Raw genomic sequence first — 15,137 nt, forward strand, 5'->3', positions numbered from 1 at the left:
AGCATGCAATAAAAAACGACCGGCATTTGCCGGTCGTTTTGTCTGGTTAAAACTTTCCGTTCTCTTAGAAGAACTTGTAGCGCAGACGGAAGTACAGCTGGCGACCCAGCGGGTTGGCGTTTTGAGCGTCGTATCCAGCCTGGAAGTTGTTTGAATTACGCGATGCAGGCGGCTCTTTGTCAAACATGTTCTTAACGCCAAAACCTACAGTTGCATTCTTCATCACGTCATAGCTGGCCTGCATATCCCATGTCGAGAACGCGTCAACAGTACGATCTGCGCCATTGTCCTTATCTGCAAACTGACCAAAGTTATAGTCCGTGTAGCTAGAAGTATAGTTATTGGTCAGAGAAGCACGGACAGGGCCTCTAGCGAACGACAACGTAATTGCATGACGCCATTTCGGTGTTGCACCGTACGACTGGAACACGCCTGCGTCATTGACTGTCACCGCACCATTGGAGCCGTTAAAGGTATATCCATGTTTGGTCATGCGAGTACCATCAACATTCAGGTTGAATGTACCGACATCAGTCACTTTCAGACGATAGCGATAGTTGATATCGATACCATCAGCAAAGTAGTTGGCCAAGTTTTGCCACGGGGTATACACATAAGCAAGCGGGAAGTCTGGGTTGACACTACCTTGCAGCAATGGTCCTTTACCGACCATGGATGCATCCCAGCCCTTTGCATAGGGTTTGCTTCCGTCTGGTGCGGTGTAATTCGGGTCATACCGGAAGTATTGTTGCTGGAACAGCTTCCAAGTACTCATGCCATATGCTTCGGCTTCTGCCAGCGTTGCAATCGCATCATCGACCTTGATATGCCAGTAATCAATGGACAAGCTCATGTCTTTTGCTGGTTCAAATACGAGACCGAGCGAGTATTGATTCGATTTTTCAGGCTTCAGATTTGGATTGCCACCGTTTGCAGTCGGCGCTTGAACATTACACTCATCCTGAAGGTCGCCTACCTTATTCTTACTGGTAACAGGCACACCATTCGGACAACGAATCGGGTCATTCCAGCTTGCATTGGTATTGTTACCAGCAGTGAAAGGTAAGAGGTTTTCATACAATGATGGCGCACGGAAACCTTGTGCCATCGAGCCGCGAACCTTCACGGATTCAGTCGGACTATACTGGAATGCAGCTTTGGGACTGAAGCGACTGAAACTGGTACCGAAGCCATTTTTGTAGTTGTCATAGCGGCCCGAGAAATTCAGTTCGAGATCTTTCTGAACCGGAACAATGACTTCTGAGAACAATGCATAGATCTTGCGGTCGCCGGATACTGAGGGCACCGGACCATTGCCACCAACCTGGTCGCCCGATGCAAGCACTGGTTGCGAGATTTGTTCCAGAGACTCCTTACGGAACGAGCCACCAATAGACATCATGACCGACCCATCAGTCAGCTCAGCAACCGCACGTGAACCGTGAAGCTCGAATTCGGTCGACTTGGAGATCGCGTTGTTTTCAGGGCCTGTGATTTCTGCGCTATCCAGCAAACGCTTACTTTCAGCGGTTTGAGCGCCAAATACATTAATCAAGCCTTTTTCAACAAGTGGGGTCAGCTTAGCGTAGCTATACTGGCCACCTGCAAAGCGGACTTCCCCGTCATTTGTACTCCAGTTGATTGCACCGTCGTAATCCCAGCCAAATGCATTACCCTTCATGCCGATGACAATACGATTTGAAGACTGAACAGTCTCATCACCGCGTCCGCCCCCGGCAACCGTCCGCCAACGACCGGAAATGGGGCCCACTGGCACGACACTCATCGGACTGGTCAACACGGTATCTGCAGCCAAGACTGTACCATCCGGCATTTTGTAACCCTTCTTCAGGGTGTAACCGACTGGCAAGGTGATGGTTTTAGGGTAGAACGGACCGCCTACCGGATAGTCCATCTGCTTTGTATAAGGTGCAGGGGAGTAGTGAGACAATACGATATCTTTGACATGAGAAGCCTCTGCAAAGAACTGCGTATCGTTATCGATGGCATAGGTAAAGCGGCCAGAAATGTTGTCGTGCGATTGCTTTGGAATCAAATCAATGAAGCTGACATAGTCTGTGCGACAAGCAGTCGGGCCATCATTAAACATCGCAAAGCCAGGTGTATTACATCCACTGGCGCGCGTAGGATTCACGCTATGCTGCGTCCAATCGTTCCCTTCTACATAGGGATTGTTCACATCTGAGAAAGTGACGTTTGGAATACCGTTACGAGGAGAGGACTTAATCAAGCCAAGATCGGGACGAACCCCAGTTTTCGCATAATCACGATCAACCGCGCGCAAGGCCTGATCAAATTCGTGACTGGCAGTGAAAAGCAGATTAAAGCGGTTTTCATCCAAATTGCCGAAACCTGCAGTGACGCTATACACCTCGCTGTTTCCGCCATCGTGGGTGTTTTTGGTCCAGTATGCCGACGATTCAACGCCGCGGAAGTCTTTTTTCAGGATAAAGTTGATCACCCCGGCAATCGCATCGGCACCGTACAGAGCGGATGCGCCATCACGCAGTATTTCAACACGATCAACTGCGGCCAGAGGGATGGAGTTCAAATCAACAACCGGGTTGCCAAAGGCATAGGAAGCCACACGACGACCATTGATCATGACCAGCGTGTATTTTGAAGGCAATGCACGCAATGCGGCAGTCGACGCAATACCAGTCGCACCAACGTTACTAGCAACGACAGTGCCACCAAAGTTTGAAGGAATCAGTGCGACGAGGTCTTGTGCAGTTGTTGCGCCCGTCTTGGCGATATCTTCACGATTCAGCGTGGTCAGCGGCAGTGCGCCCTCTTTGGCGACGCGCTTGATAGACGAACCAGTCACTTCAATTTTTTCAACGCGCTTTGTGCCTTCTTCGCCATCGGCAGCCAGGGCATGCGAGCCCATCGCCGAAGCAAAGCCAATCAGGCCCAAGGCAAGAGTCAGTTGCTTCAATTTCATGATACCGCGCCTCCATTGAGGGGTTGAATTTGGATTTCTATGCTGTTTTGCAGATCAACTTTTTAGTCGGGGCAGGTCTTGCTTTGACCGGCTCACTGTAAAGCTGCAATGTCTGAAACACCACAGTTTCCGCGCCCGCAAGTTGTCTTTTTGCAACGATCAATCCATAAAAAAGGCATGAATACAACACTTATTGCCCGACCAACCTGCTGGAAACCGGCATCCACACTCAACCTTCCCCCACGCACTGATGCATTTCAACAATCAGATAAGGGTGTTGCATTTTTAGCATACCTATCAGTATGTCATTTGCAATACGCAAAAATAAAACCGCTCGGGAGCGGTTTTATTTGATGCAAGAACTGTCTTTTAGGCGAGTTTGCTAACTTTTAAGCTTGGCCAGTAGCGCCTCTGGATCTTCAGTTTCCGCCAGGGCGGCACGAATCTTGTTAAAGGCAGATGCAGCAAGATCAGGGTATTTCATAAACGACACTAAGCCGTCATGCTTCCATCCAGCAGCAGCGAGCGCATCCTTACGGAATTGAGCGCCTTTTACATCACTGCCACCCAGTTGGCTGATCGTTCTGTCGATCAGGGTATGCGGCAGTGGATCACGGGAAATCATGCTGAAATGTTCCGGTTTGACTTCATCAAATTGCATGGCGTGCGCTCCTTGTGCTGCGGTTCTATTATCTAAGACAGCCCGCGCGCATTTCGCCACCCCGATCCGGCAGGCGGTCAGTTGCGCCAGTATTGCGCCGTCGAACGGTCAGGGCAGTCACAGAACACGTCATTGGACGGCGCCCAGCCCACTGTATTATCGTCACGACTTACGCCACTCAATGCGGAGTCACCATGCAACTCACCATTACCGGCCTGTATGGCGGCATTCTTGCCCTGATCCTGTTTGTGTTGTCCGCGCGCATTGTCGCACTGAGATTCAAGCATCGCGTTGGGATTGGCGATGGCAATCTGCCCGAACTGGCGCTTGCCATTCGCGCCCATGGCAATTTCATCGAATACACGCCATTTGCGCTCCTATTGCTGGCGTGCAATGAACTAAATCATGCGCCACTCTGGCTGCTTCATGTAGCGGGGCTTATCCTTATTCTGGCGCGACTGAGTCACGCACTGGCGATCAGTCAATCCAGAGGCGTCAGTATCAAGCGTACATTCGGGATGATTGGGACATTTACCGTATTGCTGGTGCTCGGTATCTCGGCGATCCTGCAGGGATTTGGAGGGATACTGCATGTCTGACACTGGCCTATATCTGTTTGAGTCTGCTCGTTTAGGTTTTCGAGAACTCTCGCGCCTAGATGCGGGATTTATTCTCGAACACGTCAATGAACCGGCATTTATACAGAATATTGGCGATAAGAATGTTCACTCACTCGACGATGCCTGGACATATATACAGAATGGCCCCGGCGCAAGTTATGCTGCCAATGGCTTTGGTTTATATCGAGTCGCACTGCTAGAAGACGATACGCCGATCGGTATGTGTGGCTTGGTTAAACGCGATGGGCTGGATACGCCGGATATTGGCTACGCCTATCTGCAGCGTTACTGGGGCAAGGGATATGCACTTGAGGCCGGACAGGCAGTGTTAAATTATGCTCGCCAGACGCTTAAGATTCCGCGCATTGTGGGTATTACCGGGCCGGATAATCTTGGTTCGCAACGGGTGCTCGAAAAACTCGGGCTGCATTATCAGGCCACGATCACCCTGCCCGGACGAGATGATCTGAGCATGCTGTTTGTGCCAGAACCACAGCGCGCTGGCACAGGCTCACCCTTCGACCTCAGTCGCTGAACCCTTCAGTCACTGAACCATTTTCCCGTTCATGAGTCGGAGTTGTGTCAGCAGGGCTTGTCTGTGTGCACTGCCCTATACACAAATCAGAACATAGGATGGACGGAATGGCACTTCATGTTTCGCGAGGACTCGCGCTGATCACCACACTGGTATTAGGGTCGACCTGGGCACAGGCCGACGGCCTGAGTGACCTGAAATCAGCGCTGGGTCGCCTGCAAGGTCAGAGCCCGGTTAAAGGGGTGCTGGATATCAAGCGCTGGAACAAGCAGGGTGAAGGTAAAGAAGCCGAGGAAACGAACAGCCAAATCAATGTCAGTATCGAAGACAGTGGCCGCGGCCTGCAGATTCTGTACAGCAAGGATCTGATCAGCAAACTGGAAGCTGAGCAACGTCAGAAGAGCAAGGACAAGGAAGCCAAAACCCCTGTCACATCCGCGATTAGCAGTGTCAGCGCCAACGGTATACGCGAGATGACGCTGGCAGCCAGCAATCTGATCCGCGACATTGATCGCGCCAAATTCAAGGGCGAAACCACCGAAACCGTCGAAGGCAAACCGCTGCGCAAGCTGAGCTTTGAAGTGCCGATGGAGTCGCTCTCGGAAAAGGAGCGCAAATACCTGAAAAAACTGGATGCCGGATTTGATATCTGGATCGCAGCAGATGGCACGCCGGTATCTCAGGTATCGCACACCATCTACAATGGCCGCGCTTTTCTGGTGATCAGTTTTGAACAAAAGCAGAACGAGAAGCAGGTGTATGCGGTGTCCGGTGACCGACTAGTGACGATTCGCCATGAGTCGTCCAGCAGCGGCTCGGGCGCTGGTGAAAAGGGCGAATCGCGTTCGGTTCGCACCTTTCAGTTGCAGTCCTAAGCAGACGCTGGATCATTCCGCTGACCGGCCTTATTTCGAGGCTGGTTGGCTCAGCGCCTGCATATCGCCGGTTGCCCGCGCCAGGGTTGCGCCTGCTGACAACACCGCAAAGTAACCATCAGAATAGACCCGCTGTGCCTGCTGTAACTGGGTATCAGCCAGCAGCACCTCGGTAATCGCCCCCACCCCGCTCTGATAGGCTGCCAGCGCGGCATCGAAGGTCGTCCGGGCTGCAAGCTGCAACGCATCTGCCGAACGATAAGCTGCAAGACTGGTTGCCAGCCCGTTCCGGGCGTTCATGACCTGCCGCTTCGCCTCCTCACGTACATGCTGGCTGCGGATGGCTGCGTTATCTGCGTCGATCAGCGCCTTTGACAGCGCCGACCGACGTACGCCTGCGTCGTACAACGGCATCGTCACCCCGATGAACAGACTGCTATTGTGCCGTGCGCCACTGATATCGCCACCTGCGGCCGGCAAGCCTGCGGCGGGCGTGGCAGTGGCACTGATCCCGCCACTGGCCTGGGTTAGCGACGCCGTGGCAAACACGCGCGGCTTGAATTCGGACTGTACGGCCTTGATTCCGGATTGTGCTGCAACGAATGCCACATCGGCGCCCTGCACATCGGGCCGCTGCGCCATCGCATCGGCAATCAGGGCATCCACGGCCGGCATCGCTTGATCAGTTAGTGTTCTGGGCGACACATCGGCTAACTCGATTCGCGTATCTGGCGGCAGGCCTGCTGCCGACAGCACTGCCAGATAGGCATCTTCCCGAGCACCATTTGCCTGAGTCAGCGCCAGAGTAGCCTGTGCCGTCGCATGAGATGCCTGCGCCACTTCAATTACTGTGCCGATACCATTTTTCCGGCGCTGGATAGCGGCCTGTTCAATCGCCTGTGCGTTTGCAAACGATTTCTGCGCGGCAGTGACATGCGCGACTGCGGCCGCATGCCGGTAAAAAGCAAGGGTCACCTCATGCGCGATTTGCTGCTGCACGCCGCTGCGCGCCAGCCCGGCCAGCCGCGATCCATGCCTGGCCACATCCAGCCTCGCAGTACGCCCGCCAAAATCAAACAGCAGCCATTCAAGCGAGAGGCTTGTCAGTACACCGTGCGTCTGACTATTCCCTTCCAGCTCGACTCCGCCCGTCCCCAGACGCTTGTCTGCAGACTGGACCATGCCGCCCGCTGCGAGGTTCACACGTGGCTGGAATGCACTCGATGCTACATCCACACCCAGATCTGCCTGCCTGGTTTCATTGTCGGCCAGCCGGACAGCGGCATGCTGAGTCAATGCCAATTCCAGTAATTGCGCCAGTGAGTAGGGGGCGTTGGCAGCCTGCTGTGAGGCAGGTGAACGACTGGCGTTGTCGCCATTCTGCGGTGCGGCCATACTTGTCATGGGCTGAACGGCCAGCGTCAAGGCAGCCAGCAATTTAGCGATGCGCACGATGATCTGTTTCCTGCTTGCGGGTGAAATGAAGCGTCATCCACTGTTCCAGATGACGGAGAGATGCGTGAATCTGATCTTCAAGCGCATCGCCAGTACTTGCTTGTGGCGTGGCTGGCATCGTCTGACCGGCAGTAGATGTGCCAGCAGGCATGTGGAAGACGAGTCGGTCGAGCGCTTCCTGCATCTTCGCATCCTGTTGCGCCCGCGCTGGTAGCGCCAGCAGCAAACCACTTAGTTCACGTAAGCTCAGCAGCATGGAATGAGATCGATCAATCCACGCTTGCGGAGGACGCAGATGCACAGGCTCGGCCAGTACACGTTCGAGATCGCGTTCGGCCTCGATCAGCATGGCGATGATCAGGTCGAGGCGTTGCACACCAGCCAGCCGGTGGCGCTCGGCAAACCCCTGACGCAGCGTATCCACCAGATTGCGCAGGCGGCTATCCAGCCGCGCGGCCACTGACACCGGCCAGATCTGCGTAAAGATCAGATGGGCCACCAGATTACCCAGCATGATCCCCACTACACGGTCACGAATGGCCACCAGTCCGAAACCGGGGGTATCCCCCTGAATGACGCACATGAAAAAGGCAAAGGCGATCTGCAAACCGGCATAGGCAATGCGCGGACTTCCGCCTGCCACCCAGGCCGCCAGTCCTGCCCCGGTACCCACCAGCGCCAGCAAGCCAAATATGGATTCCAGATCGGGCAGCACCAGCAGCACAACAGCGATACCGGCCAGCGCGCCCACCAGACAGCCGGCAATGCGCAATTGCAGCTTTTCAATGGTTTCAGCGGCGGTGGCCTGCGCCACAATAAAGCAGGTGATCAGGCAGGTGTGGATACCCGGCCAGACCAGGATCGTATAGAGGAAATAGCAGCACATCGCTGCTGCAGTGGTTTTGAGTGCGTACTGCACATGAACGGGGTTGGTCCACGCATCTGGCACAAAGAAGCCATGTGCAGCCGGCGCGACGAGATGTCCGCCATCCGCAAGTGGCGCATCCGGATCGACCCAGTAGTCCACAATGGGGGCGATACCCGCATCCTGTTGCGACTGCCATGCAAGTGGATCACGTAAGGGCAGCGGCTGCCCGCTGCGCAAGGCTTGCGCGCTCAGCTGCAGATAATCTGCACATTCGCGGCTTGAACCCTCTCCGCGACGACATCCCTGCTGCACCCTGAGCAGCAACGCACTGACGGTATCGGCGATCCGCGACCACTCGGCCAGCAGTTCGGGAGCATGCATCTTTTCGAGACCGGCCAGCTTGATCCAGCCGCGAATGCTGCTGGTGCCTTCGGCGAGACATGTCGCCAGCACGGCCATTGCATTCGCATCTCCACGCAAGGCACTGGCAGCCGCATCCAGACGTCGCGCCATTGCATCCGCTGCCATCCTGTGCGGCGCTGCGCCGAGTAACAGGCTCACCACAATGGTCACGGCTGCCGGAATCGCCACCATCAGCCAGGCGTAAAGCAGACCCCGGGTAGCCAGCTCGCCTATCTGTGCCTTGCCCAGTACGTCCAGCGCGTACACCAGTACCAGCGCCATCGTTGCCCCGACTGGCTTGAGCTTACTCGCCGACGCCAGAAACAGCAGACAGAAGGACAGCACGGCCATACAGCTCACCCTCAGCAAAGGCGCATCCAGCAAACCTCCCGCCAGCAAAAACACGATGCCGATCAACACGGTCGTCATGACCATCAGCACGATGCTCTGCAGAATACTGCCCATGCGATCCGGCTTGGCCAGAAAAAAGACCAGATAGGCCGACAGCGCCGCCTCCGGTGTCTGATACACCTCGACCACCAGTGTGGTCAGCACACAGATCAGTGCAATCCGCAGGGCAAACGCCAGCCTGCCGGGAGCAGGTCGCAATAAATCGAGCAGCCCGTGTACTGCACCACGGCGCCCGACTTCACTTGCAAGCTGCACCATGCCCCACCTCGACCACCGCGCTGGCCCCCATGCGGGTGAGATGCTGTGGCGGATGCTCCAGCTCGATGCGGACAGGGAAGCGCTGGGCAACGCGCACCCAGTTCAGCGAGCGTTCCACATAGGGTAGCGAACGCGGCAGATTCAGATGCCCCGGCTCCAGTACACCCCAGCCGATACCCTGCACCACACCCTTGATGGGATGCTCGCGATCAATCATTGAATAGACGGTTGCACAGGTGCCCGGCTGGATAGACTTCAGCTCATGCTCGCGGAAATGCGCCACGGCAAACCATTCATCGGTATTAATGAGCGTAAAGAGGGATTGCTGCGGGGCGATCATTTCGCCCGCCGTCACTGTCAGACCCGCCACCCGCCCGGCATGCGCGGCGCGCACAGTGGTATCCGCCAGTGCGCGTTCGGCGAGTGCGACTGCGGCCTGTCTGGCTTTGACGGCCGCTTCGGCGCTTGCCTCGGAATCAATGGCCACGGTTGCGGCCGAGGCCTGTTCTCGTGCCTGTTGCAGACTGGTTTCTGCATCGCGCTCGGCCACCATGGCCTGATCCAGCTGTTGCTGGGGCACATAGCCTTTTTCAGCTAGTGGACGCAGGCGCTCGACTGTTCGGTGCGCCAGCGCCAGATTGGTTTCTGCACGGGTGGTCTGCTTGCCCGCGACGCGCGCGGTGGATTGCTGCACGGCCAGCGCATGCCGCTTGCTTTCCAGTGCCGCCTCGGCCAGCTTCAATTCTGCCCGTGCCTGATCCAGCGACAGCTGGAATGGATGGGGATCAATTTCAAATAGCACATCCCCTGCCTTCACTGCCTGATTTTCAGTCACGGCGATGCGCTGAATCCGGCCACCCACTGCAGCCGCAATATGCGTGACTTCGGCATCGAGCGATGCATCATCGCTTGCCGGATGCGTGGATTGACGCTTGATGACGTGAGCAGTGAGCCCGACTGCCGTTGCAATGATCGCCAGCGCGAACACCAGCCCGAGTTTGCGCGTTGCGCCAGAGTGAGGTGTTTTCATGATCCGAACCATACGAGCCACACCAGCATCGCCACAATGACGCCACATGCCGTGCAAACAAACAGTTGAAAAGGCAGCACGGTGTGCAGCTTAAAGGCCATTAACAGCGCGCGGCCGATCAAGGCGGCAACTACACCGATCAGGGCACAGAGCATCCATGCAGGGAAAAAGGCACCGAACAGCGTAAAAGACGGTGCGGCAGCAATGGCCTGAGCGCTCGGCAATGTTGCCGCCAGCACCGCCCTTGCAAGGAATGCGACACGATTCGTATACCGAAAAGCATTCATTAAATATATATCGCTATTTAATAGTTAATTCTTACCAAGGCGGCAATATACCAGCGAATGCATGTCATGCGTGAATGATTCCATGAAAGTTTTATTGCCATGTTCTATCAGACTAATCAGATCTAATCGAACCATCCTAATCATATGATTAGATTAGTTATCATTCACTAATAAATAAGTAGTTTATTATATTAATAATACATCCACCACATATTCACCTTCTAATTAAGCAGGTCATCTCATTCATCAGGCAGATGTAAAAAATGTGCTGTGGCACACCTGAATCGCGCGTCAGCAGCACATTAGAATAAAGTCATCGCCTCGGAGCAGGGTTCGACGACATGCTCCGATAAGGACAGACCCGGAAATGTAGAGAAATTCGCCTAGTGACGCGGTCCCCGCTTCGGCCCTCTGCCTCGGTCATGAGCATGCTGACCACGCTTGCGCTCGGATTCCTTGCGATGACGCTTGTTTTCCACCTGCAGCATCTTGTCGATCTTTTCCGAGGTCGACACCATCAGCATCTGTGCCATCTCTTCATCCGGGAAGGTATCGGCCATGCGGTAACCCAGCCACGCATAGGCGGCATACAGCTTGCAGGTGTCTTCCAGATATTGCAGCTCGTTGCGGCCGCCCATGCCTTCCATGCGCAACAACGGCGCACGTTTTTTCTCGGCACGGCTTTTCGCCCAATCCTGCAGCGCGCGTTCCAGCATCGGAATACGGGTTGATACCGGACACAGGCTGAAGGTGTAGCGATCTTCGAGCGACAGATTCAGCATATCCAGCCACTTGGCCTTTTCCATCTGGTCATCCAGATTGGCGGGCACAAAGAATTCGTCATGCACATTGATGTGCTTGGCGAAGAGTTCCAGCAGCGCATGCAGTTTCTTCTGGCCGGTGGCCTTGGAAATCAGCGTAAGATAATCGAGATTCGGGGCCACGTAAAAGCCGCTGTCTGGCAGCGGTTCGGGCTTGGTTTTCAGCAGACCGGCAATGGCATGGTGGGTGCGCGCATCCAGTCCGGCCACATAGCCAGTGGCATGCTCGCCAAAGCGCCCTGCCCGGCCAGCGATTTGCTTGGCCAAAGGCGCGGCAATCGGGCCCTCGGCATAACCGTCGTATTTGGTGGACGTGGTAAAAATCACGCGACGGGCCGGGGTATTCAGACCCATGCCGATGGCGTCGGTGCCGACCACGATCTGGGTCTGGCCTTCGATAAAGCGCTCGGCCTGCGCCTGACGCACTTCCGGCGACAGATTGCCGTAGATCGCCGATACCGCGAAGCCCTGCTCGATGACTTGATCACGCCAGTACAGCACATCGCGTCGGGAAAACGCGATCAGCACATCACCCGCCTGCAGCTTGCGCAACGAGCCCAGCGGCTGCTTTTCCATTTCCAGCGCCGATTTACGCTGCAGCTCACGTATTTCCAGCGTGCCACCGACGCGCGATACCAGCGACTGAATCGCTTCCTTGGCTTCCAGCGCACCCAGCAGGTACACCGTCGACGCGGGAATCCCGCACACCGCCGCCGTCCACGCCGCACCGCGATCCGGATCGTCCAGCAGCTGGATTTCGTCGATCACGGCCACTTCGATGGGCTTGTTCGGGTTCATCATCTCCACGGTACTGGAGACATGTGTGGCTTCCGGATGCAGCTTGCGCTGCTCGCCCGTCACTAGACTCACGGCCACGCCCGCATTAAGCAGGCGGTTGTAGTTTTCCAGCGCCAGCAAACGCAGCGGCGCCAGATAGGCACCACTTTTCGCCCGCGTCAGGTGTTCCATCGCGGTGTAGGTTTTGCCGGAATTGGTCGGCCCCAGTACGGCGATGAAATGGCGCTTCATGCCATGCGCAGTAGTAAACGATTCGGGATACAGCGACAGGTCAACCGCATCGCGGGTTTGCTCGGCCAGGAGGCTGGCGGATTTGGACGACTTGGCCGCCTTGATCCGGTCCAGCGCCAGCACGCAGCGCGAGGTCGCCATCTCGTATTTGGCGGTGAAGGCGTGCAGCGCGCTGGTCGGGTCGACCTGATACTGCTCGGACATCGCCATGATCTCGTCGATCACGCCGCGAATGCGGTTTTCCAGACGCGCCCGCGCATCTTCATTCCAGCGCGATTGCAGCAGCTCCAGCCGCTCGGCGGCATCCAGCTTGCGCCACTTGGTGCTCTTGGCGAGGAAACCGTCATCCGGAATCAGGTGGTAATGCACCGCCCGCTTGCCCACCATGATCTCGCCCTGCACCGAGACGGCATAGCTGCCATCCGAGGTCACCAGACGCGCGCGCTGGGCTTCGAGATAGGCATTGATGGCATCGGGTGTATCGGGGATCAGGTCTGTGGTGTCGGTCATGGGTCGGCTTGTGGTCAGAATTCAGGGTGCACTGTACAACTTATTGCAGTGCATCACACATATTTTAGCGGAGGCCGCTGCATTTCGCGCCGCCAGCCTGCATTTCGCGACCGGCGGACGTGATTGGTCGCATGTTTCTGCCGCTGGCGACGGCTTCCCGCATCATGCAGTCATCCAAGGAGGAGACGACCATGAACTTCAATAGCATGATGATGTACACCAGCATCCTGAGCGCCATCTGTATCGCGACACCCTTCATTGTTCGCCGCATAATGGCAGGCAAGCTGACCGGCACCTTTGGCAGCGATATGGACAAGGTACTACGCAATGGCGGCATCGGTGCCATCGTCTCCGGCGTGATTGTGTTCTGGAGTGTGGCGAGCATCCCGGCAGATGCGCATATTTCTACTGCCGCCCGCAGCTGGTTCAGCCTGCCGGTGATGGTTCAGGCGCATATCGTCTGCGCCATTGTTTCGCTGGTGATCGGCCCGATTGTCCTGTGGCGCAAAAAAGGCGATCGCATGCACAAGCTGCTTGGCCGCGTGTGGGTAGCGGGCATGTACGGCCTGTCGCTGACTGGCATCCCGATGTGGCTCGAACATAAGAGCGGTCCGCTGATCATCTTCTCCATCATCACCCTGATCTCGCTGACCCTGGCCCTGCGCGCCGCCTTCAAACGCGATATCCGTACCCATCTGCGCTTCATGCTGGGCAGCTACATCGGTCTTCTGGTTGCACTGGTGTTCGCCATGATTCCGGGCCGTGTGGTGGCCAACTGGGTGATTGCGCTGTTTGCCTGATGCGCCTCTAGCCTGCTTCTCTACCGTAATCGCGTGAGCCGGACTATCATGTCAGGTCACGCGATTGCCTATTGGAGCAACATGGCTACCCCGATCAAGCGCATTGCCATCAGCACCGGCGGTGGCGATGCCCCCGGCCTCAATGCCGTTATCCGCGCAGTGGTGACAGCTGCCGCGCAGCAGGGCTGGGAATGCTATGGCATCCGCGATGGCTTTGGCGGCATCTTCTTCCCCGAACGCTACGCCGATGGCGGACTGATCCGCCTGCGACCGGAACAGGTCGCGAACCTCACCCATGTCGGCGGGACGGTAATCGGCACTAGCAATCGCGGCAATCCGTTTGCCTTTCCGGTGACGCGCCCCGATGGCAGCGTGCATGAAGTGGATCGCTCGGACGAAGTCATCGATTTCTTTGCCGCCCACCAGCTGGATGCACTGGTCGCCGTAGGCGGCGATGGCACCCTGACGATTGCCGATCAGCTCTATAAAAAGGGTCTGCGCGTGATCGGCGTGCCGAAAACCATCGACAACGATCTCGACAAGACCTACACCACCTTCGGTTTTGATACCGCCGTCAGCTTTGCCACCGAAAGCATCGACCGCCTGCATAGCACCGCCCAGAGCCACCAGCGCATCATGGTGGTGGAAGTGATGGGCCGCTACGCGGGCTGGATTGCGCTGCACGCGGGCCTCGCCGCCAATGCACATGCCATTCTGCTGCCGGAAATGCCGTTCGATATCAACACACTGGCCACTTTCCTGCGCGAGCGCGAATCGCGTGATCAGCAGTACGCCATCGTGGTGGTCGCCGAGGGTGCGACACCAGTCGGCGGCGGCCACGCGCTGCTCCCCGATCAAGAAGCGGGGCACGCAGAACGACTGGGCGGCATGGGCGAACAGGTCGCGCAGGCGCTTGGCAAGCTCACTGGCAAGGACGTGCGCACCGTGGTCCTCGGCCACTTGCTGCGCGGCGGCAGCCCCAGCGCCTTCGACCGCCTCGCCGCCCTGCGCTTTGGCGCCGCTGCCGTGCGTGCGCTGGCGCAAGGGCAAAACGGCGTGATGGTGGCGCTGGCCTTTCCGAATGTGAACTATGTGCCACTGGATGAAGTGGCTGGCCGGATGAAGAGTGTGCCGCTGGATGGGGATACGCTGGCGACGGCACGGGCACTTGGGGTGTGTTTGGGGGATTGATCATCAGCCGAGCCCGCCTCCTCCACCTTTGCCTCGCCATCAGCCTGCCACTGTGGTTCCACCTGCTGCTTGTGGGGCTGGCACACATCTTCCCGCATACGATCACCGAGCGCAGCGCGCACACACTGGATCAATACGCCGGGCTGGCAGGTGCTGCGCTGACTTTGCTCGTCTGGTGGTATGTACCGATGCGGCGCTGGATCAGGTTTGCCAGTGGCCCGGTTATCCTGATCGGCGTGATCCTGCCGGATCTGTGGTGGGGATTCATGCCCCACCATCATCATTGCTGGCAACCTGGGAATTATCTGGAGGCGCCGATTGATTACGGCGGGATGGGAATGCCGGCGTGTGAGTAATATCGAAACTCAAACGGAGTAAGGATGTCGTAGGCTTAATTTAGATATGACCACTTGCTTTAC

13 protein-coding genes are annotated in these 15,137 nt (G+C 56.6%); 6 read left to right on the plus strand and 7 right to left on the minus strand.

The annotated features are described in order from the left end of the window. Positions 1-64: 64 nt before the first annotated feature. Positions 65-2,965 (minus strand): TonB-dependent receptor, encoded by a 2,901-nt coding sequence (locus KSF73_07105; protein MBV1775482.1) that lies wholly within the window; start codon positions 2,963-2,965, stop codon positions 65-67. 382 nt (positions 2,966-3,347) lie between these two features. Beyond that, positions 3,348-3,626, minus strand: coding sequence for a hypothetical protein (locus tag KSF73_07110; GenBank protein MBV1775483.1), 279 nt, complete (start codon positions 3,624-3,626; stop codon positions 3,348-3,350). A 194-nt stretch (positions 3,627-3,820) separates the two neighbouring features. Between KSF73_07110 and KSF73_07115 the strand changes: the two genes are divergently transcribed. From KSF73_07115 to KSF73_07125, 3 genes are all read left to right on the plus strand, one after another. Then, positions 3,821-4,225: an MAPEG family protein gene (locus KSF73_07115; protein MBV1775484.1), complete on the plus strand. Its 405-nt coding sequence runs from the start codon at positions 3,821-3,823 to the stop codon at positions 4,223-4,225. Then, positions 4,218-4,781 (plus strand): GNAT family N-acetyltransferase, encoded by a 564-nt coding sequence (locus tag KSF73_07120; protein ID MBV1775485.1) that lies wholly within the window; start codon positions 4,218-4,220, stop codon positions 4,779-4,781. Before KSF73_07115 ends, KSF73_07120 begins: the two co-directional genes overlap by 8 nt. 137 nt (positions 4,782-4,918) lie before the next feature. Beyond that, positions 4,919-5,656: a hypothetical protein gene (locus KSF73_07125; GenBank protein ID MBV1775486.1), complete on the plus strand. Its 738-nt coding sequence runs from the start codon at positions 4,919-4,921 to the stop codon at positions 5,654-5,656. A 30-nt stretch (positions 5,657-5,686) separates the two neighbouring features. Here the strand turns inward: KSF73_07125 and KSF73_07130 are convergent, their stop codons facing one another. The 5 genes from KSF73_07130 to KSF73_07150 form a co-directional block, all read right to left on the minus strand. After that, a complete protein-coding gene (locus tag KSF73_07130) occupies positions 5,687-7,108 on the minus strand; it encodes a TolC family protein (protein ID MBV1775487.1) in 1,422 nt (473 codons plus the stop codon). Next, complete coding sequence (locus tag KSF73_07135; GenBank protein ID MBV1775488.1) at positions 7,095-9,050, minus strand: FUSC family protein; 1,956 nt, start codon at positions 9,048-9,050, stop codon at positions 7,095-7,097. The genes KSF73_07130 and KSF73_07135 overlap by 14 nt, the downstream gene beginning before the upstream one ends. After that, a complete protein-coding gene (gene mdtN / locus KSF73_07140) occupies positions 9,031-10,080 on the minus strand; it encodes a multidrug transporter subunit MdtN (GenBank protein MBV1775489.1) in 1,050 nt (349 codons plus the stop codon). Before mdtN ends, KSF73_07135 begins: the two co-directional genes overlap by 20 nt. Beyond that, positions 10,077-10,367 carry a hypothetical protein gene (locus KSF73_07145; protein MBV1775490.1) on the minus strand — a complete coding sequence of 97 codons (291 nt, stop codon included), beginning with the start codon at positions 10,365-10,367 and terminating at the stop codon, positions 10,077-10,079. The genes mdtN and KSF73_07145 overlap by 4 nt, the downstream gene beginning before the upstream one ends. 383 nt (positions 10,368-10,750) lie before the next feature. Continuing rightward, complete coding sequence (locus tag KSF73_07150; GenBank protein MBV1775491.1) at positions 10,751-12,727, minus strand: RNA helicase; 1,977 nt, start codon at positions 12,725-12,727, stop codon at positions 10,751-10,753. 191 nt (positions 12,728-12,918) lie between these two features. On the opposite strand from KSF73_07150, the gene KSF73_07155 reads away from it, so the two are divergent. From KSF73_07155 to KSF73_07165, 3 genes are all read left to right on the plus strand, one after another. Beyond that, positions 12,919-13,527 (plus strand): DUF2306 domain-containing protein, encoded by a 609-nt coding sequence (locus KSF73_07155; GenBank protein ID MBV1775492.1) that lies wholly within the window; start codon positions 12,919-12,921, stop codon positions 13,525-13,527. A gap of 81 nt (positions 13,528-13,608) precedes the next feature. Next, the gene (locus tag KSF73_07160) at positions 13,609-14,718 is read left to right on the plus strand and encodes an ATP-dependent 6-phosphofructokinase (GenBank protein MBV1775493.1); all 1,110 of its coding nucleotides are present in this window, start codon (positions 13,609-13,611) and stop codon (positions 14,716-14,718) included. Then, on the plus strand, positions 14,715-15,074 hold the full coding sequence (locus KSF73_07165; GenBank protein ID MBV1775494.1) for a hypothetical protein: 360 nt from the start codon (positions 14,715-14,717) through the stop codon (positions 15,072-15,074). The genes KSF73_07160 and KSF73_07165 overlap by 4 nt, the downstream gene beginning before the upstream one ends. Positions 15,075-15,137: the final 63 nt, after the last annotated feature.

The sequence above is a fragment of the Burkholderiaceae bacterium DAT-1 genome (assembly GCA_019084025.1).
GTDB lineage: Bacteria > Pseudomonadota > Gammaproteobacteria > Burkholderiales > Chitinimonadaceae > DAT-1.